At 36.2% G+C, this 18,958-nt stretch carries 15 protein-coding genes; 5 read left to right on the top strand and 10 right to left on the bottom strand.

Annotated features, from left to right (window positions below):
• Positions 1-35 precede the first annotated feature (35 nt).
• From ACN0U3_RS07390 to ACN0U3_RS07380, 3 genes are all read right to left on the bottom strand, one after another.
• A complete protein-coding gene (locus tag ACN0U3_RS07390) occupies positions 36-1,448 on the bottom strand; it encodes an MBL fold metallo-hydrolase (RefSeq protein ID WP_417265698.1) in 1,413 nt (470 codons plus the stop codon).
• Between the two features lie 234 nt (positions 1,449-1,682).
• Positions 1,683-2,282, bottom strand: a complete 600-nt coding sequence (locus ACN0U3_RS07385) for a methyltransferase domain-containing protein (RefSeq protein WP_417265697.1) — start codon at positions 2,280-2,282, stop codon at positions 1,683-1,685.
• A 92-nt stretch (positions 2,283-2,374) separates the two neighbouring features.
• Positions 2,375-4,108, bottom strand: coding sequence for a SulP family inorganic anion transporter (locus ACN0U3_RS07380; RefSeq protein ID WP_417265696.1), 1,734 nt, complete (start codon positions 4,106-4,108; stop codon positions 2,375-2,377).
• A 746-nt stretch (positions 4,109-4,854) separates the two neighbouring features.
• Here ACN0U3_RS07380 and ACN0U3_RS07375 point away from each other — a divergent pair.
• Together ACN0U3_RS07375 and ACN0U3_RS07370 are read left to right on the top strand one after the other, a co-directional pair.
• Positions 4,855-5,520, top strand: coding sequence for a hypothetical protein (locus ACN0U3_RS07375; protein ID WP_417265695.1), 666 nt, complete (start codon positions 4,855-4,857; stop codon positions 5,518-5,520).
• 112 nt (positions 5,521-5,632) lie between these two features.
• Positions 5,633-6,055 (top strand): nucleoside-diphosphate kinase, encoded by a 423-nt coding sequence (locus tag ACN0U3_RS07370; protein ID WP_417265694.1) that lies wholly within the window; start codon positions 5,633-5,635, stop codon positions 6,053-6,055.
• Positions 6,056-6,637: 582 nt separating this feature from the next.
• On the opposite strand, the gene ACN0U3_RS07365 is transcribed toward ACN0U3_RS07370, so the two are convergent.
• The 3 genes from ACN0U3_RS07365 to cdd all read right to left on the bottom strand — a co-directional run bounded on the left by ACN0U3_RS07365 (position 6,638) and on the right by cdd (position 9,608).
• Positions 6,638-7,912 (bottom strand): pyruvate dehydrogenase complex dihydrolipoamide acetyltransferase, encoded by a 1,275-nt coding sequence (locus tag ACN0U3_RS07365; RefSeq protein WP_417265693.1) that lies wholly within the window; start codon positions 7,910-7,912, stop codon positions 6,638-6,640.
• 14 nt (positions 7,913-7,926) lie between these two features.
• On the bottom strand, positions 7,927-8,979 hold the full coding sequence (pdhA, locus tag ACN0U3_RS07360) for a pyruvate dehydrogenase (acetyl-transferring) E1 component subunit alpha (RefSeq protein WP_299205342.1): 1,053 nt from the start codon (positions 8,977-8,979) through the stop codon (positions 7,927-7,929).
• Between the two features lie 155 nt (positions 8,980-9,134).
• Positions 9,135-9,608, bottom strand: coding sequence for a cytidine deaminase (gene cdd, locus ACN0U3_RS07355; RefSeq protein ID WP_417265692.1), 474 nt, complete (start codon positions 9,606-9,608; stop codon positions 9,135-9,137).
• A gap of 249 nt (positions 9,609-9,857) precedes the next feature.
• Between cdd and ACN0U3_RS07350 the strand changes: the two genes are divergently transcribed.
• The 3 genes from ACN0U3_RS07350 to ACN0U3_RS07340 all read left to right on the top strand — a co-directional run bounded on the left by ACN0U3_RS07350 (position 9,858) and on the right by ACN0U3_RS07340 (position 11,753).
• Positions 9,858-10,613, top strand: coding sequence for a polyphosphate polymerase domain-containing protein (locus tag ACN0U3_RS07350; protein ID WP_417265691.1), 756 nt, complete (start codon positions 9,858-9,860; stop codon positions 10,611-10,613).
• Complete coding sequence (locus ACN0U3_RS07345) at positions 10,603-11,226, top strand: DUF4956 domain-containing protein (RefSeq protein ID WP_299205351.1); 624 nt, start codon at positions 10,603-10,605, stop codon at positions 11,224-11,226. The genes ACN0U3_RS07350 and ACN0U3_RS07345 overlap by 11 nt, the downstream gene beginning before the upstream one ends.
• Before the next feature lie 101 nt (positions 11,227-11,327).
• Positions 11,328-11,753, top strand: a complete 426-nt coding sequence (locus tag ACN0U3_RS07340) for a hypothetical protein (protein ID WP_417265690.1) — start codon at positions 11,328-11,330, stop codon at positions 11,751-11,753.
• Positions 11,754-11,933: 180 nt separating this feature from the next.
• On the opposite strand, the gene ACN0U3_RS07335 is transcribed toward ACN0U3_RS07340, so the two are convergent.
• From ACN0U3_RS07335 to ACN0U3_RS07320, 4 genes are all read right to left on the bottom strand, one after another.
• Positions 11,934-12,233, bottom strand: a complete 300-nt coding sequence (locus ACN0U3_RS07335; protein WP_299205357.1) for a type II toxin-antitoxin system RelE/ParE family toxin — start codon at positions 12,231-12,233, stop codon at positions 11,934-11,936.
• A complete protein-coding gene (locus tag ACN0U3_RS07330) occupies positions 12,217-12,450 on the bottom strand; it encodes a hypothetical protein (protein WP_299205360.1) in 234 nt (77 codons plus the stop codon). Before ACN0U3_RS07330 ends, ACN0U3_RS07335 begins: the two co-directional genes overlap by 17 nt.
• A gap of 200 nt (positions 12,451-12,650) precedes the next feature.
• Entirely contained in the window at positions 12,651-16,337 is a 3,687-nt protein-coding gene (gene purL / locus ACN0U3_RS07325) for a phosphoribosylformylglycinamidine synthase (protein WP_417265689.1), read from the bottom strand.
• A gap of 361 nt (positions 16,338-16,698) precedes the next feature.
• Positions 16,699-18,948: an FUSC family membrane protein gene (locus ACN0U3_RS07320; protein WP_417265688.1), complete on the bottom strand. Its 2,250-nt coding sequence runs from the start codon at positions 18,946-18,948 to the stop codon at positions 16,699-16,701.
• Between the last annotated feature and the right edge of the window lie 10 nt (positions 18,949-18,958).

Genomic DNA, 18,958 nt, shown 5'->3' with positions numbered 1-18,958 from the left:
AAGTAGGAACCGCTGTAAATGCTATTTTACTTGTATTATGACATTGTTTTTGAAGCACAAACGAAGTCCGTTTTAGGTACGTTTGTTTTAGCAATTGCTCCCATTCCTCCTTCAATCTCGGTGAAGTTACGGTAACCTCTCGATTGTAAGATACTTGCAGCAATCATACTTCTGTATCCTCCAGCACAGTGCAAGAAGAAATGCTCTTTTGGATTGATTTCTCTGATCCAGTCGTTAAGATTCGATAAAGGACGTGAGAAAGCCTCGTCTACATGCTCTGCTTCGTATTCAGATTCTTTACGCACATCAAATACAACACTTTCTTCAGGCTTAAATCGACTTTCGAATTCTTGGGGTGTAATTCTGTCTACCTTGTCAATCTCACGATCTTCTTTTGTCCAAGACTCAAAGCCTCCTTTCAAGTATCCAACTACGTTGTCAAATCCAACTCGGCTTAGACGAATTACAACTTCCTCTTCCATTCCTGGTTCAGCAACCAAAAGTAATGGTTGTTGTACATCTCCGATCATTGCACCAACCCATGGGGCAAAATCACCACCGATTCCAATACTAATTGAGTTAGGAATAAATCCTTTTGCGAAATCTCCATTTGCTCGTGTGTCAAGAATCAAAGCGCCAGTTCCTTCTGCTGCAGCTTCAAACTCTTTTGGAGATAATGCAGTTAACCCAGTTTTGATTACTTCATCAACATTTTGGTATCCTTTTTTATTCATCGCCACGTTCGCCCCAAAGTAAGCTGGAGGCGGTAGTAGTCCATCTGTAACAGCCTCAATGAATGCTTCCTTGTTGGGCTGATTTAATGCGTAGTTTACTTTCTTTTGATTTCCTAAAGTATCTACTGTTTCTTTCATCATGTTTTTACCACATGCTGAACCTGCACCATGCGCTGGATAAACGATTACGTCATCTGCTAAAGGCATAATCTTCGTCATTAACGAATCGTATAAGTGACCTGCTAACTGCTCTTGGGTCATGTTTGCAGCTTTCTGTGCCAAATCTGGACGTCCCACATCTCCTAAGAATAAAGTATCTCCTGAGAAAATAGCATGGTCTTTTCCATCTTTATCAATCAATAGATAAGTTGAACTTTCCATGGTGTGACCTGGAGTGTGCATTAATTTAATTTTAATGTCTCCAATTTCAAAGATTTGCTCATCTTTTGCAATGATGCTATTAAACTCTGTCTCTGCGGTTGGACCAAAAACGATATCTGCTCCTGTAGCTTTCGCTAAATCAACGTGACCTGAAACGAAATCTGCGTGGAAATGTGTTTCGAAAATGTATTTCAATTTCACACCGTCTTTTTCTAATCGCTCTAAATAGGGTTGAATTTCACGCAATGGGTCAATAATCGCCGCTTCACCATTACTTGTTATGTAGTACGCACCTTGCGCTAAACATCCTGTGTAAATTTGCTCTATGTTCATATTTTCTTTTTTTTTAGTTTTTTTCTTTTGACTGGTACAAAGGTCGGGATTCATTAATGATATCTCGGTTACAATTGTTACAGTCTTTGCAAAAGTTTTCCAAATCCTGCGTTATGCTTGGTTTTAATTATCAGTTCCATTGTCAAAGTATCGTTTTTCGAACAGGCTCAATTACCTAAAAAACGATAGCGTTGACTAAACCTTTCTAAGGCAACATATAATCTAATTTCAAATTTAATGCTTTTGAAGGTTAATCCATAACTCTGTGTTTTTTCTTGCAGGGTGTGAGTTATAACAAACTTCCATTGTATTTACTTTTAATCTTCCTTCTATTAAGTTTAAATACTCTTCTTTGCTTCCTCCAAATGGAGGTCCGCCTATAAATTCTCTATTGAATAAAACGCCACATAGCTTTCCGTCCTTGGAAAGTAGGGATTTCATTTTTTGAATGTAATCCAGACGAAGTGAGGGATGAATTGCACAGAAAAAAGTTTGCTCTAAGATTAGGTCATACTTTCCATTGTGCTCAAAGAAATCTCCATGGATTAACTGAATAGCATTATTTCCTTTAAAATCTTGTTTTAACTTATCTATTAGCCTTGGGGCAATATCGATTACGGTTACATTGCTAAATCCTTTATCGATGAGATACTTGGCTTCGTAAGCATTTCCAGCGCCTGGAATTAAAATCTTTAATTTTTTAATTTGTAATTGATCAATATATTCTTTAATCGGTGGAGAGACTTCTCCCAAATCCCAACCTGCTAAATTATTCTCGTATTTGGAGTTCCAGAATTCTTGGTCTAGACTTTCTATAGTTTGTTTTTCTTTCAAGGTTTTGTAAATTTTAATTCAATAAGGAAAGATACAAAAAAATCCCTTCCGACTATTTGTCAAAAGGGATTTGTAAGAGGGGAGTGTAGGATTTAATTCACATTACTCTGTAACGCATACTTCTTGTTTTCAATCAAGTTCGCTTCTTCAGTCTTATTTAGATATTGTACAGCATCGTGCATGTTGATGAAGATGTAATCTTCTCCAAGTTTTTCGATCAGGTTCCACTTTACTAGAATGTCTCTAACGGGACCACGTGCTCCAGCAATAGCAACGCTTATTCCTTTCTTGTGCCAATTGTTGATCCAGTCTTCGATTTCATGTGCCCCAGTACTATCGATAGATATTACACTTTCAAAGTTGAGCACTACTTTTTTAAGGGCATTCGCTTTTTCTTTTTCCCATGCTTCAACCTGTTTTTGAATAAAACTGATGTTTGCAAAGTAAATTTGACCATCAATACGGATAAAAAGTTCGTCATTGTTTTCTTTTAATTCCTTGAATCGACGTGTGTTCCTGTAGAAATTTGTATTCGGTACGTGTGCTAGTTTTGCCATATGTGGACGAGAAACTTTGTATAAAACCGCAACTAAAGAAAGAATCATTCCTATGATAATTCCTGTTACAATACCTAAAGTAAGCGTAGAAACAAAAGTAATCATCAAGAGAGTAAAATCGGTTTTGTCTGTTTTCCATAACTTTTTCGGTGTTTTTGCGTCAATTAATCCATAAACAGCTACCATAACTACTGCTGCAAGAATTGATTTCGGCAAGTAGAAAAACAACTCAGTTAAAAACAATAATGTGATGATGATTAATGCAACACTGATGATTGAGGCTAAGGCTGTTTTTGCACCTGCTTGGTCATTCACAGCTGTTCTTGAGAATCCACCTGTAACGGGATATCCCATAAAGAATGCTGCTCCAAAGTTTGCCATTCCCAAGCCAATAAGCTCTTGGTTGGCGTCCAACTTATAATCTTTATGTTTGCCTTGAATAATCTTGGCAACCGCAAAGCTTTCAGCAAAACTCACCAATGAAATAGTGATGGCAATTGGGAGTAAAACACTCCACGTTTCCATAGAGAATGAAGGCGATGATAAGCCTGGGAGTCCCGAAGGAACTTCACCTAGAACTGAAACGCCATTTGCGGTAAGTCCAAATCCCCAAACCAATAAAATACCAAAGACTACCGCTAAAAGTGGTGTGGGCAGACTTTTGTGAATTTTCTTTCCGAATTTAATAATGATGATTCCACCCAGTCCTATTGCAAAGGCCGTCCAATTTATTCCACCGATGTTATGGTAAATGTTTACCATGATGTCCTGAAAGTATTCACTTCTTGGTAGCTCAATTCCAAAAAGATGCTTGGCTTGACTCAATCCGATGATAATTGCTGCTGCAGAAGTAAATCCGTTAATTACAGGATGTGATAGGAAGTTGACAAAGAACCCGAAGCGCAAAACTCCCATTCCAAATTGAATCAATCCAATCATGAAGGCAAGGGTTAAGGCATACAATAAATATTGTTCGGGGGAACTAGGATTTAATGCACCGATTCCCGCAGCGGTAAGTAAAGAAACCATAGCTACCGGACCAACCGCCAATTGTCTGGATGTTCCGAAAATAGCATACAATAGAATAGGAACCGTTACTGCGTATAAACCATGAATAGGATCTAGTCCAGCCAACATTGCGTAAGCCATTCCTTGAGGAATAAGCATGATTCCAACCGTTAATCCAGCAGATAAATCGCCTTGTAGGTTTTTCTTTTTGTAATTCGGAAGCCAGTCTAAAATAGGCAGGTACTTTTTTAGTAAATGCATTTTGTATATTTTTCTCTCGTGATTAATATTTTTTACAAAAGTCTAGAATTCTAGTTGAAATTTAGGTGACTTATGTAACGTAGACATCTTTCATTAGGAATTGAATTAAATCATGTGATTCCTTGCGACTATACCAGTAACATTTTTATAAGATTTCTCCATCCCAAAAATCAAAGATTTTGGAATGATCGAAATGACAGTCGTGTGGGGTAAGTTAGGAAAAAAGAAGAAAAGCTGAGCTTTTCTTCTTTTTTCCATTTGACCTAGCCTGAAACCTGTCTTTTCGACAGAATCCCAATTTATTGGGATGACGAGAAATCTTTATATATATCTTTTGAATTTCAATTTTTACAATAAAAGTCTTACAGATTGAGGGTTTTAACTTAAAGGTTGACTATCAAGCAAGATATCCATTAAAATTCTTAGTGGTAAGAAGACGGAGAATCAATACATCATTTCCCTTTTTGAAAGTTAATCATTTCTCGATTTCAACACGATTTATAGAAGTGTTCAACATGAAATGAAGGAAGCGTCAGGGACTGAGGATGTTAAAAGAAAATGAAATCAATTTTAGTAGGTTAAATATTTGGTTTTATTATAAATAGACTATAAGTTTGAGTATCAATCAATACATTACTATTATGAAGGAAATAACTATTTTCAGTAACAAGCAACAAAAAAAGATTGATTCTACTTTTTGCAACTTTATTTTTATCTACATTGTTAAGTGCTCAAAACCAACACCCATGAAAACAATAAAATATATACTCACTGCACTTTTACTAACATGCTTCCTGTTTGCTTGTGATAAAAGCAATGAAATCAAATATACAGTTAAAGGCCGTTTAATGCATGATTGTGGTGTTCCAGCTGCGAATGTAACGGATGTATCATTTAAGCAACACGGTCAACCATTGTTTGGACAAAAAGGAATGGTCTTATCTTTTAATACAGATGCTGAGGGTTATTTCGAGGTAGTTTATAACCGTAAAGACGCCAATTCTTTAGATATGGAAATATTGAAAAATGGTCCTATTTTAGAAGGAATACCCGCTATGAAAAACTTGGATTTAGGGGAAGTGTTTTGGGGGGTGCCACCATTCAACTTTATTTTAAGTTTAAATGTTTCAAACGCATATACAAACCTCGACACTTTGCATTATTATGATTGGAATTATCCTCAAAATGGAGCAGAACATTGGATGAAAAAGATTCCAGGTCCATTTGAAAGCGGAGTTTTAGATACTGTTTGGAATTGTATTTATATGAACAGTCCCACTTATGGAAAGGATCCATTAATGAATGTAAGTTACTTTATTAATGATTATCAGACCAATAAAAAAGAAATAACTTTTCCTTTGGTTGACCTTTGTTCAGACGAACTTTACGAAGCAGTCATAAAAATAGATTGATAAAAGTCATGAAAAATTTCCGTCCATTATAACAGTAAAATATATCTTTAGAAATCTACTTATTCAATTCTAATTCACTATTTTTGCGCCACAATTAGAAAAACACATTAAAATGGCAACGAATAGAACTTTTACAATGATTAAACCAGACGCAGTTAAGGCTGGTAACATCGGAAACATTATCCAAATGATTACTGATGGAGGATTTGAAATTAAAGCGATGAAATATACGCAATTGACAGAAGAACAAGCAAAAGAATTTTATGCTGTTCACAGTGAGCGTCCTTTCTATGGAGAGTTGGTTGAGTTTATGACATCAGGACCTATCGTTGCTGCAATTTTAGAGAAAGATAACGCTGTAGCAGATTTCCGTGCTTTAATTGGTGCAACTAATCCAGCAGAAGCAGCAGAAGGAACAATCCGTAAGAAATATGCAACTTCAATGGGAGAAAATGCAGTTCACGGTTCAGATTCTGATGAGAATGCAAAAATCGAAGGAGAATTTCACTTTACAGCTGATGAGGTTGTAGCGTAATTTGAACTTTATATAATATTTGAAAAGCTGTACTGAGAGGTATGGCTTTTTTATTTTCACCTCAATTTTTTACCGCAGAGATCCCGGAGGTTTTTCGCAGAGGAGCAGAGGTTCGCAGAGCTGTTGGGGTATAGAGAGTGCCGGTGGCACTCGAGTTTTTACACAGAGATAAAGGGGAGGGTTTTTACAGAGATTCACTGAGGAAGAATTACTCAGAGATTCGGAGGAGCGGAGGAACGTAAAGTTTTTGAGATGTAGGGAGCTCCTTCGGTTCTTGAAGATTTTACAGAGATTTGTAGAGTTTTTTCGTAGAATATAGAGGTAGAGCACTTTCGATGATTTAGAAACCTTGCAGAAGTATGCAAAAGAAAAGTTTTGTGCAATGAACTTCTATAAATAAAAAAAGTCCAAACGAAAAAGTCTGGACTCTCAAAAAGATTTTATGGAATTAGAAATCCAAAATTTTGAATTAGAAAGTTTGTTAGCAAGGCGCAAGTAGTTTTAAAAATCAAGGAGTTGACATTTGTCAATGACTGTTTTTAAAACTTCTTGCAACGCCGATAACGGACTTTCTAAACAAAATTAAACCAGCATCATCATTGGGTTTTCCATGTAAGACTTAAACGTGTTTAGGAATTCAGACCCTGTCACACCATCAACCACTCTGTGGTCACAAGAAAGTGTTACACGCATAACGTTACCTGGAACAACTTGTCCATCTTTAACAACTGGTACTTGTTTAATTGCTCCAATCGCTAAAATACAACTGTCTGGTGGATTAATAATGGCAGTAAATTCTTCAATGTTGAACATTCCTAAGTTAGAAATTGTAAAGGTATTCCCTTCCCAATCTTGTGGTTGAAGCTTTTTGTCTTTTGCTTTCTTTGCAAATTCTCTTACTTCCGAACCAATTGTCATCAGTCCTTTTGTATCTGCAAAACGTACAACTGGAACCAATAATCCATCTTCAACAGCAACTGCTACACCAATATTGATGTGATTGTATTTACGAATCTTATCGCCCAACCAAGCACTATTTACAGCAGGATGTTTTCTTAATGCAACAGCACAAGCTTTAATGACCATGTCGTTGAATGAAATGCGGACGTCTTCATTTGCGTTTACTGCTTTACGCGCAGCAATTGCATTGTCCATGTCAATATCCAAAGTCAAATAGAAGTGAGGGGCAGTGAATTTACTTTCTGCTAAACGCTTCGCAATGGTTTTACGCATTTGAGAAATATTTTCATCTGTGTAAGATTCTGTTAAAGCAGGACCGCTAGCTGCAACTTGTGCACTACCTTGAGGTCTTTCGTAAGGAACGTAATTTTCAATATCGCGTTTAACGATACGTCCGTTTTCTCCTGATCCTTTTACTGTATTCAGATCGATGTTTTTTTCTTCAGCTAATTTTTTCGCTAGAGGAGAAACAAAGATTCTTCCACCATCTCCGCTTGTAACTGGAGCTGCAGGTGTTTCTTTGGCAGCAGGTTTGCTTTCTGTTTGCGTTTTCTCTTCAACAACCTCTTTTTTCTCTACAGTTTCTGAACTGTCGTCCTCTGAGGCATCTGCGCTACTAGATTGTTTTGCTTCTTCGATTAACTTCTCAATGTCTTCGCCTTCTTCACCAATGATAGCTAGAATGTCGTTGACCGGTGCAGTTTGACCTTTTTCAATCCCTATATATAAAAGTTTTCCATCATAAAATGATTCAAACTCCATTGTTGCTTTGTCTGTCTCGATTTCTGCGAGTAATTCACCAGATTCTACGTCATCTCCAACCTTTTTGTGCCATTCTGCAACGACACCTTCAGTCATCGTATCTGATAATTTTGGCATTAAAATAACCTCAGCCATAATTCTTTAATTTTTTAGTATTCAATAATAAATGGATAACCCTCTGTCTTGTACACATCTTTGTACAATTCATCTTTTGTTGGGTATTCAGATTGCTCAGCAAACTCAATTGCCTCTGTAATTTCATTTGTTACCCACGATTGGATATCTTTAATCTCTTCTTCTGTAAGATATTTATTGTCTCTGATTACCTTCAAACAGTGTTCTATTGGATCCTTTGATTGGTATTCTTTTACTTCGTCCTTTGTTCTGTATTTTTGAGGATCAGACATTGAGTGCCCTTTGTATCGGTAGGTTTTAATGTCTAACAATGTTGGTCCATCTCCTTTTCGTGCACGCTCTGCAGCCATTGCAACAGCCTCGTGTACATCTTCTGGAGACATACCGTTTACAGAAAAAGAAGGCATTTCGTAAGAAGAACCTAATTTTGATAAATCCATTACGTTAGTTGTACGTTCAACAGAAGTTCCCATGGCGTAATTGTTATTTTCAACGATGAAAATTACAGGTAACTTCCAAAGCATCGCCATATTAAATGTCTCATGAAGCGCACCTTGACGAGCTGCTCCATCACCAAAAGAAACCATTGTTACGTTATCTGTTCCTTTGTATTTCTCAGCGAAAGCAACACCAGCACCCATTGGAATTTGTGCCCCAACAATACCATGTCCACCTAAAAAGTTTTTTTCCTTATCAAAAAAGTGCATTGAGCCTCCTTTTCCTTTAGAAACACCTGTTTGACGACCATATAATTCAGCCATCAAGCGACGAACATCTGTTCCTAGTCCGATTGGATGCGCATGGTCACGGTAGGCTGTCATGTGCAAATCTGTTGGTCTAGTAGCACTTACTGTTCCAGCTACGATAGCTTCTTGACCAATATATAAGTGACAGAAACCACCAAATTTTTGTTGGATATATAATTGTCCAGCCTTCTCTTCAAATTTTCTCATTAAAAGCATATCCTTATACCATTTGATATAAGTTTCTTTCGAGAACTTTATTTTTTTTGAAGCCGCTTCCTTCTTCGTGGTTTTCTTAGGCGTTTGTGATGATTTTGCTGCCATAATTTAATACAGTTTAATTCGAATAGACAAATATAGAATTTATATAATTTTAAAGAGTCAATTTTAAAACAGAATTAACAATTTAGCTGATTTTACTTTGGTTTTTGTAGGCGTTGAATCCATTGAATACAGTTAAACAACTGTTTTGCATTCCTTTATTTTGTGCCGAATGTAAATGGGAGTAAGTTGTAAATACTCTCAAAAATCAAAAAGCTGCCATCCTCATTTTTAATTAAAATTTCATAAGGAGCTTCTTGCATAGAGGCGTATTCTGCCATGACTTGACGACATCCACCGCAAGGGGAAAAGAATTGATCGTTTTTTAACATAGAACCATTGCTGGTGATGGCTAATATTTTTATGCCTTGTGTATTGTGTTGTGCACCATACGAAAATAAAGCCACGCGTTCTGCACAGAGTCCAGCAGGATAAGCCTTGTTTTCTTGATTACTACCTAGAACTAAGGTATCATCATTAAGTAAAAGTGCTGCCCCAACTTTAAATTTAGAATAAGGCGCATAAGCTTTTTTACATGCTTTTTCAGCAGCGGCAAAAACTTTCTTTTGATCGTCAGTTAATTCATCAATAGACTTTAAATGACGGTAAGAAAATGTAAATTCTTTTTTCATACTGAGTTTTAATTAACCAATTTTACCTTGTTAATCTTCTTTTATTTCACCTTAAGAGAAAAATATAAGCTCATCCTTTTAAAAGAGAGTTGCTTAAAGAAGTAACATTGGCATTCACCCATACGAAAACTCATCGCCTTGTATGGGGCACTAAAGTAATAGGATTATCTTAAGGGATAAAGTTTTAGAGGATGTTTTTCTTCAAAAAAGGTCATATTCATTACACAATGCTTATTTTTATTCAAATAAATGAAAAACCTTACACAAATACTCCATCAGTTTGAAAGCATTAGTTTAGAAAAGCTTTTAGATGCTGACCTTATGAATAGGGTGGATTCCAAATTTTTGGTAAACTTTTCTTTGTTGCCCAAATTGCTTGAAGAATTAAAAGACCATTATCATGTCTTGGAAATCGAAAACCAAAGGATTTCAAAGTATGAAAATTTTTATTTTGACTCCGATGATAGAAGGTTTTATCTGGATCATCACAACCACAAAAATCACCGTTTTAAAGTGAGATACCGCAAATATTCATCTACAAAAACCACCTATTTTGAAATAAAAGAGAGGTGTAAAAACAGAACGATTAAACAACGTTTTTTAGTAGAGCAATTTGTCGACGACCTGGGAAAAAAGGAAATGGATTTAGTTCAAAGTGTAATCGGTACAAAAGTAAAACTTTATCCTGTATTGGTTAATGAGTATCACCGTATAACTTTGGCTAGCACCGCCTTGAAGGAGCGTTTAACGATTGATGTTGGAGTAACCTACACTAAAGGAGAAGTAAAGAAACCTGTTGGTGATGTTGTTATTGTAGAATTGAAACAAGAAGAATTAAATAGGATGTCTCCTGCTTTTCAAGTGATGAATCAAAATAAAATACGACCTTTCCGATTCAGTAAATATTGTGTGGGTTCGGTTCTACTTTTTCCAAAAGAGGAAATCAAATACAATAATTTTAAATATATTATTCAAAAATTAAACACTTATAAAAATGCTATTTGATACAACTAGTAGCCTTCAAGATATTTTTAATATACAATTCTATAATAAGGATATTTATAGTTTGCTCTTTAGGCTGCTATTGAATTTCTTTTTTCTGACTTTGATCATCAGGTTTGTTTATTATCCAAAAACCAAAAGGAAGGATTATGTATTCACATATTTGTTGATCGGTTTGGTGACTTTCTTTCTCACTTTCGCATTGAAAAAGCTAGACATCGGAGTAGGGATGGGGCTGGGATTATTTGCCATCTTTGGAATCATTCGCTACCGAACTCAAACAATCGAGATCAAAGAAATGACTTATTTGTTTGTGGTGATTGGACTTTCGGTAATCAATTCATTGGCTACACAAGAAATCAGTTTATTGGAAGTTTTGTTGCTGAATGGTACTGCATTGTTGATTACAGCTGGGTTAGAATTCTTTTGGTGGAAAAATAATGAGCAAATGCGCACAGTAATTTATGAGAAAATTGATTTAATTACCCCGGAGAAGTACGATGAAATGAAACTTGATTTAGAACTTAGAACAGGTTTAGAAATTATTCGTTTTGAAATTGGTAAGACTAACTTTTTGAATGATACAGCAGAGGTGAGGGTTTATTTTGTCGAATAAAAAGGAGGTGCTAAATAATAGGTTGCTTTTTTAATTCGTTGTATTAAAGTAGTTTGGCACTTTGTTTGTCTTATTGCAATTAACTAATAAAATTATAAGTCATGAAAAAAATTAAAATCGTTTTACTTGGAATAGGAATTTTAGCTGGTTCTTCAGTATTTGCACAAGAACAAAAAGCTGTTGAAAAACCAAAAATGAAAAAGGAGCAACGCATGGAAAAGCTTGCTGAAGAATTAGATTTATCGGAGGAACAAAGAGAACAAGTGGATAAAATTCATAAAAACCATGTTTTAGAATCCCGAAAAATTAAAAATAATTCTGAAATGCCAGAAGATGCTAAAAAAGAAGCCCTTAAAAAACTTCGTTTAGATAAGAAAGCACAAATGGCAGAGGTTCTAACCGAAGAACAACGTCAGAAACTTGAAGAAATGAAAAAGGAAAGAAAAGAGAAACGTGTTGAACAAAAGAAAGTTGAACGCCATTCTATTAAAAAAGAGAAAAGAAATATACAGCCTGTAGAAAAATAGATTGTATTGTTGATTTCTAAACTGCTTATTTTCTGAAATAAGCAGTTTTTTTTTATGGATAAAATTGAATCAAAAAAAGGAGTCTCATTGCTGAAACTCCTTCTCAAAATATATTCTTAAAACGTTTCTTGAGTCTCAAACCATTTCCTGTCATTCAAAAAAAAACCTTTCGTTCATGTACTATTCAGGTGTTCTCTCTGGACTTTGTCGATTAGAAAAGAATGAAATAATTTCGATTTGATTTTTGTTCACTTTGTAATACATAGTATTGTACTTTTTGATTACAACTTTTCTGATTTCAAGCGATTCGGAAATAGGAAATAGTTTAGGTTTTTTTGATATTAGTTGAAGTACCTGATCTATTTCTAATGAAAGATTTTTCATTTCTCTCGGTGTAAAGTTTAGCTCTAAATACTCATAAGTGTCAGCTAATTCAGATAAAGCGTGATCAGTCCAAAAAATGTTATAACCACTTTCCATATATCTTTTTTGCTTCTGAATTTGGTTTTAATTTCCCATTATCAGCATCAGATAATCCTAATTCAATTGATTTTTTCTCAGGATCAGACAATTCATCTGACCAATCTTTAGTTTCACTGCGTCTCAATTCAATTATTTTTTGAATCAAATCACCATCCTCCAAAGTCGTTAACCATTGAATCAGTTCAATTTTGGCATTTTGAATATTCATTTCCATAAATCAAAGATATAGGATTTAATTTAAGATAACAAAAGGGCTAATGCAAATCTGATTCTTGATTATCTGTGAATATTGGAAATCCTGCCATGATATGCCAATTGGTTGTTTCAATTATTTACAACCAATGTCGCTAAAACCACAAAAAAAAAAGGAGTCTCATTGCTGAAACTCCTTCTCAAAATATTTATGCAAAATGCTTACTTCTCTTCAATCCACTTTCTAGCATTCACAAATGCCTCCAACCAAGGAGTCACTTCGTCTTTTCTGCCATCTGGATAGTTCGCCCAGTTCCATTGGAAAGTAGAACGTTCGATGTGTGGCATCGTTACCAAGTGTCTTCCTGAAGCGTCGCACATCATCGCGGTGTTGAAATCTGAACCATTTGGGTTCGCTGGATAGTGTTCGTATCCGTATTTCGCTACGATGTTGTATTTGTCTTCGCTGTAAGGTAAATCAAATTTTCCTTCACCGTGTGAAATCCAAACTCCTAATGTTGTTCCAGCTAATGAAGAAAGCATTACAGAGTTGTTTTCTTGGATTTTCACAGAAGTGAACCCACTTTCGTGTTTTTTAGAATCGTTGTAGGTCATTTTTCCGTGCTTGTCGTGGTCTGGGTTGACTAAATCTAGTTCCATCCATAATTGACAACCATTACAAATTCCCACTGAAAGTGTGTCTTCACGTTTGAAGAAATTTTCCAAAGCTGCTTTTGCTTTTTCATTGTGTAAGAAAGCACCGGCCCAACCTTTTGCAGAACCCAAAACATCAGAGTTAGAGAATCCTCCAACTGCTCCGATAAATTGAATGTCTTCTAAGTTTTCACGTCCCTCAATCAAGTCCGTCATGTGTATGTCTTTCACATCAAACCCAGCCAAATACATTGCATTGGCCATTTCTCGCTCACTGTTACTTCCTTTTTCACGTAAAATAGCCGCTTTAGGACGTGCTTTTGTCGTGTCTAATTCTGGAAGCTTCCCTGTGAAATGCTCTGGGAAAGTATAATTTAACGCTTGATTTTTATAGTTTTCGTAACGGTCTTTTGCTAATCCGTTTGCCGTTTGTTTTTGGTCTAGTAAATAAGAAGTTTTAAACCAAGTATCACGCAATTCGGAAACGGTCATTGTGAAGGCATCTGTTCCGTTGATGATGCTCACAAAATCGTTTTCTACTACTTTTCCAATTTCGTGGAAGGTGATGTTGTTTGCCTCTAATTCTTTCGCTACACTCGCATCTTTCGCTTGGAAAACAATTCCTGAATTCTCAGCAAACAAGATTTTAAATGAATCTTCTTCTTTTAATGATGTTAAATCATATTCTGCTCCGATGTTGTTATCGGCAAAACACATTTCCAATAGGGTAGTGATTAACCCTCCTGAAGCCACGTCATGGCCAGCAATGATGTGTTCTTTTTGAATTAAATCTTGAATGGTGTTGAAAACCGTTTTTACATATCCAGCGTCTTTTACATCTGGTGCTTCATTTCCGAGTTTTCCAATAATTTGAGAGAATGAACTTCCGCCCAATTTGAAATCATCCTGTGAAATGTTAATGTAGTAAATTGGACCGCCTTCTTTTTTGAAAACAGGCTCAACTACTTTTGAGATCGCATTACAATGTCCAGCTGCTGAGATGATTACTGTTCCTGGAGATATTACTTCATCATCAGGGTATTTTTGTTTCATCGATAAAGAATCCTTTCCTGTAGGAACATTGATTCCCAAAGCGATTGAAAAATCGGAAACCGCTTCGACTGCTTTGTACAAACGTGCATCTTCACCTGGGTTTTTACACGGCCACATCCAGTTAGCAGATAATGATACGCTTTTTAAACCTTCTTCTAAAGGTGCCCAAATGATGTTGGTTAAAGATTCTGTAATTGCATTTCTACTTCCAGCAGCAGGATCAATTAGTGCAGCAATAGGAGCATGTCCGATTGTAGTGGCAACTCCTTCTTTCCCTTTGTAGTCCAAGGCCATCACCCCAACGTTATTCAAAGGCAATTGTAAAGGACCAGCGCATTGTTGTTTGGCTACTTTACCACCCACACAGCGGTCTACTTTATTCGTTAACCAATCTTTTGAAGCCACTGCTTCTAGTTGCAATAACTGGTCTAAGTAGTCGTAAAATTTTTCTTTTTTGTAATCCAGATCAGAATAAACACGTTTTACTGTGCTGTCTGTCATGATTGTTTTTGGTGAACTTCCAAACATATCAATCAGTGCCAAGTCCATTGGCTTTTCACCTGTGGTTTTTGATTCGAAAGTAAAACGATTGTTGTTTTTTACGTCTCCAACGGTGTACATTGGCGAACGTTCACGATCTGCAATTTTTTGAAGTGTCTCTATATGCTTTTCAGCAATCACAAGCCCCATACGTTCTTGAGATTCGTTTCCGATAATTTCTTTTGCAGAAAGCGTTGGGTCTCCAACTGGAAGTTTATCCAAATCGATTAATCCTCCAGTATCTTCAACCAATTCACTTAGGCAGTTCAGGTGACCACCTGCACCATGGTCATGAATTGAAACGATGAGGTTTTCATCACTTTCAACCATTCCACGAACAGCATTAGCTGCACGTTTTTGCATTTCTGGGTTAGAGCGTTGTACCGCGTTCAATTCGATTCCTGAAGAAAATTCTCCAGTATCAGCACTAGAAACTGCTGCCCCCCCCATTCCAATACGGTAGTTTTCACCCCCTAAAATGACGATTTTATCACCGTCTTTTGGCGTGTCTTTTATTGCTTGATCTGCTTTTCCGTATCCAATTCCACCGGCTTGCATGATGACTTTATCGAAACCTAATTTTCTAAGATCGGCATCTGCATCTTTATTGTCTTTGTCGTGGTGTTCGAAGGTTAAAACAGAACCTGAAATTAAAGGTTGACCAAATTTATTTCCGAAATCTGAAGCACCATTCGACGCTTTGATTAAAATATCCATTGGCGTTTGGTACAACCATTTTCTTTCTTCGAAAGCTTGCTCCCATGGACGTTCTTTCTCTAGTCTAGAATAAGAAGTCATGTAAACCGCTGTTCCTGCTAAAGGCAAAGCACCTTTTCCGCCGGCTAATCGGTCTCTAATTTCTCCTCCAGAGCCTGTTGCAGCACCGTTGAATGGCTCCACAGTTGTTGGGAAATTATGTGTTTCAGCTTTTAATGAAATAACTGATTCGAAATCTTTGATGTTGTAATATTCAGGAATATCAGCACGTAAAGGTGCGAATTGCTCCACTTTTGGTCCTTTTACAAAAGCAACATTATCCTTATAAGCAGAAACAATTCCGTTTGGATTTTTATTTGACGTGTCACGAATCATTCTAAACAATGATTTGTCTTTTTCTTCTCCATCAATAACAAAAGTCCCATTAAAAATCTTGTGGCGACAGTGCTCTGAATTCACTTGTGAAAATCCAAAAACTTCTGAATCTGTTAAAGGACGACCGATTTTCTCGGACATATTTTCCAAATATTCAATTTCTTCGTCGTTCAATGCCAAACCTTCTTTTTCGTTATAGGCTGCAATGTCTTCGATTTCCAAAATGGGTTCTGGTTCGATTTGAATGTCAAATGAATCTTGGTGAAGTCCATTGTATTTTTCAGAAATCATAGGGTCGAAATCTTTGGTGTCTTTATCTACCGCTTGAAATTCTTCAATACGAATGATGTCAGAGATCCCCATGTTCTGTGTAATCTCAACTGCATTGGTGCTCCAAGGACTAATCATAGCCGCACGTGGTCCAACAAAAAAAGCATCGAGAGATGCTTGTTCTATTTTTGGCGCGTCGCCAAATAACCACACCAATTTAGCAGTGGTCTCAGTTGATAATTCTTTTGTTGTTTGAACAGCAAATACTTTACCGTTTGTGTTTCCAAAGAAATGAATCATTATATGTGTTGTTAGAATGTTATTTTATAGTTGCAAATTTAATCTTTTTAAATGATGTTTTAGTTATAAAATTGGATTTAAAAGAGGTGTAGTTGCAAGGTATGGTTAATTCATGCGGAACGCGTTACATTTTGTCGAGTTGAACAGAGTTCTGAGCCCGTTTAGATTGTCTTAAATCTGAAAGATTACTCTTTTAAATAGATATATCTAATATTTTTAATTGTTGTTTCCAATCAGCTTTGTGTAATCAAACGCCCTGAAGGGGCAGTTTTTTCCAACCCAATGGCATCGCCTTGGGTTGGAAAACTACTCAATGCGCTATCGCCCTGAAGGGGCAGCTCAACTTTTTCATGAACCAACTCTACCCAAAACTTTCTTGGTATTTCTCTATGGATTTTTTTAGGTTATGCGATAAAGAAACTAGCCAAATGAGTTGATTACTGACAAGGTGTGCTTCTTGAAGTTCATGTAAATCTTCTTTGTCTATTTTTAAAACGCCTTCTTTTATACTCTCATCTCGCTCTTGAGATAAAATTTGATAGCTTTCCAATAACTTTTCTTTAGCCGCTTTAATGTTTCCATGAGGGTGAACCTTGAATTGATAAGAGTCATCTAATAGACTGATTGTTTTTGATAAAGTATTGGCAGTTTTAGCAAATAGTGCTTTGGTTTCTTGAGAAATCGGAGTTGTTTTATGACTTTGAATAAAGCTTCCCAAAGAAGCAATTCCTGATAGAATGGTTTGATTCAAAGTAACAATTCCATAGATTAATCGAAATTCAATTTGTTTTGATTTGGGATCTTGCGTAATTCTTTGAAAAGCAGCACTAAGTTCACTTAATGCTAAAAATGCCTCTTTCCGGGCGACCTTATACGGAATTTGGTTGTTGTCTTTGTCTGCATAAAAGGCTTGAGTCGCTTTTAAATAAGCTTTGTTTTTTGCAATTGCGTTCACCAATATTGTTTTGATGTTCAGCACTTCCCAGGTGGGGAATAAGGTGTAAATTGCCGCGTAAGAAATGAAACCTCCTAAAATGGTATCGAAAATACGGTATTGAATGACTGCAAAGGCGTTGGGAGTAATGAAAGAATAAACAAAGACCACATTTAAGGTGATGAATGCCGCAGCCCATCTGTAATTTTGTTGAATCAGAGCAAATCCTAAAATTAATGAAGACACTGCTAGTACTCCATAAACAATTGGGTTTTGGGTAAGTATAACAATACCAAATGCAATGGCACCTCCGATGACGGTTCCTATGATTCTGTCTTTTGCGCGTTCTTTTGTTAACCCATAGTTTGGGCGTAAGATAACCAGCACGGTTAACATGATCCAATACGCATTTTGTATTTCAAAAAGATTACCCAATACATACGCAAAAACCATGGCGATGGTTAGCCTAAGCGCATGTCTGAAAATCACCGAATGAATGGAAAGGTGCTGGAGTAAAATTTTTGGTCTGTACTCTTGTAAGGTTAAGAATTGTTTTGCCTCGCTTCTCTTTAATGTCACTTTTGAGGTTCCACTAATGTTTACCAAAGCATAACGGATGGCCTCAACTTCTTGCAGGATTTGCTTTTGGAAATCATGAAGATTACGCATCATTAAAGCACCCTCACGAGCTTGTGGAAGTTTATAAATAGAAATATAATTGGCTATTGCATGATGTGCTTCGAGTAAACATTGTTCGATTTGCTTTTTATCAGGAACCTCTCCCTTGGTAATGAGTACATGCGATAATTGTATCAATTGCTCTCCCATAGAGACATTGAGTTGACTAAATTTCTTAAGGTGAACACTGTCCTTTCCAAATAATTCGTCAAATTTCTCATAGTCCCAGCTATTTGCAATCACCAATTCATAGATATCAATAATTGAAATAAAAATCAACAAGCGTTTTTCATCAAAATGAGAACGGCCAGATCGTTTTCTGCTGGCCAATAATAACTCTCTTAGCGTTTCATGTTTTTCATTGATTTGAGCTTGTAAAACGAAAGTGACTTTTGTGTTATCATGTCTGTTGGGCGCATCGATTAATAATTTAGCACGAAGTTTCAAATACTCACCTGTCAATTTTAAAGTTTCAGAAAGCAACTGGTCATCGTCCTTGTTGGGAATGATTTTATGAAAAATAATCGAAGCTAAAAGATACCAAAGTCCACCAAGTAAAATCAATATTCCGTGCATCCATATTTCGTATGGAGCAGAATCGTCAACAGCGAGGGCCAAAACCATTGCCAGTAATCCTGAGAATCCAACCAAAGAACCTCTAAAACCGTATGCAGAAAGAAAAGAAATTCCAAAAGTTAGGGCGCTGATGAGGACGAGCACCAAAGCAAAATTAGGTTTGGTAAAGAGGATGACTATGGTTACAAATACAGTAAGGGCTATACTAATCAGTGTTCCAATTACTTTTCTACGTAGGCTTCCAGGAACATCACTTGGAGCATTCAAAAAGGCTCCAAAAACAAATGCTGGAGCAAGACTGAAATATCCTAAGGCATTAAAAGTAAGAAGAGGAATGATTAAAGACGCTGTAATTACTACACCTCTAAAGAAGTGTGAACTTTTGACGAATAGTTCAAGTTGAGAACGTCTATTTTTTGTCATTTAATTATTT

The organism is Brumimicrobium sp., from assembly GCF_048268645.1.
In the GTDB taxonomy this organism is placed as follows: domain Bacteria; phylum Bacteroidota; class Bacteroidia; order Flavobacteriales_D; family Crocinitomicaceae; genus Brumimicrobium; species Brumimicrobium ulvae.
The sequence above is the reverse complement of the archived record's forward strand: the minus strand, read 5'-3'. Positions and strand labels throughout refer to the sequence as shown.

Excerpts from the sequence above, each read along its gene's own strand:
- ACN0U3_RS07390 (WP_417265698.1), bottom strand. The coding sequence starts at position 1,448 with ATGAACATAGAGCAAATTTACACAGGATGTTTAGCGCAAGGTGCGTAC.
- ACN0U3_RS07380 (WP_417265696.1), bottom strand. The coding sequence starts at position 4,108 with ATGCATTTACTAAAAAAGTACCTGCCTATTTTAGACTGGCTTCCGAAT.
- ACN0U3_RS07375 (WP_417265695.1), top strand. The coding sequence starts at position 4,855 with ATGAAAACAATAAAATATATACTCACTGCACTTTTACTAACATGCTTC.
- ACN0U3_RS07370 (WP_417265694.1), top strand. The coding sequence starts at position 5,633 with ATGGCAACGAATAGAACTTTTACAATGATTAAACCAGACGCAGTTAAG.
- ACN0U3_RS07365 (WP_417265693.1), bottom strand. The coding sequence starts at position 7,912 with ATGGCTGAGGTTATTTTAATGCCAAAATTATCAGATACGATGACTGAA.
- pdhA (WP_299205342.1), bottom strand. The coding sequence starts at position 8,979 with ATGGCAGCAAAATCATCACAAACGCCTAAGAAAACCACGAAGAAGGAA.
- cdd (WP_417265692.1), bottom strand. The coding sequence starts at position 9,608 with ATGAAAAAAGAATTTACATTTTCTTACCGTCATTTAAAGTCTATTGAT.
- ACN0U3_RS07350 (WP_417265691.1), top strand. The coding sequence starts at position 9,858 with ATGAAAAACCTTACACAAATACTCCATCAGTTTGAAAGCATTAGTTTA.
- ACN0U3_RS07345 (WP_299205351.1), top strand. The coding sequence starts at position 10,603 with ATGCTATTTGATACAACTAGTAGCCTTCAAGATATTTTTAATATACAA.
- ACN0U3_RS07340 (WP_417265690.1), top strand. The coding sequence starts at position 11,328 with ATGAAAAAAATTAAAATCGTTTTACTTGGAATAGGAATTTTAGCTGGT.
- ACN0U3_RS07335 (WP_299205357.1), bottom strand. The coding sequence starts at position 12,233 with ATGGAAAGTGGTTATAACATTTTTTGGACTGATCACGCTTTATCTGAA.
- ACN0U3_RS07330 (WP_299205360.1), bottom strand. The coding sequence starts at position 12,450 with ATGGAAATGAATATTCAAAATGCCAAAATTGAACTGATTCAATGGTTA.
- purL (WP_417265689.1), bottom strand. The coding sequence starts at position 16,337 with ATGATTCATTTCTTTGGAAACACAAACGGTAAAGTATTTGCTGTTCAA.
- ACN0U3_RS07320 (WP_417265688.1), bottom strand. The coding sequence starts at position 18,948 with ATGACAAAAAATAGACGTTCTCAACTTGAACTATTCGTCAAAAGTTCA.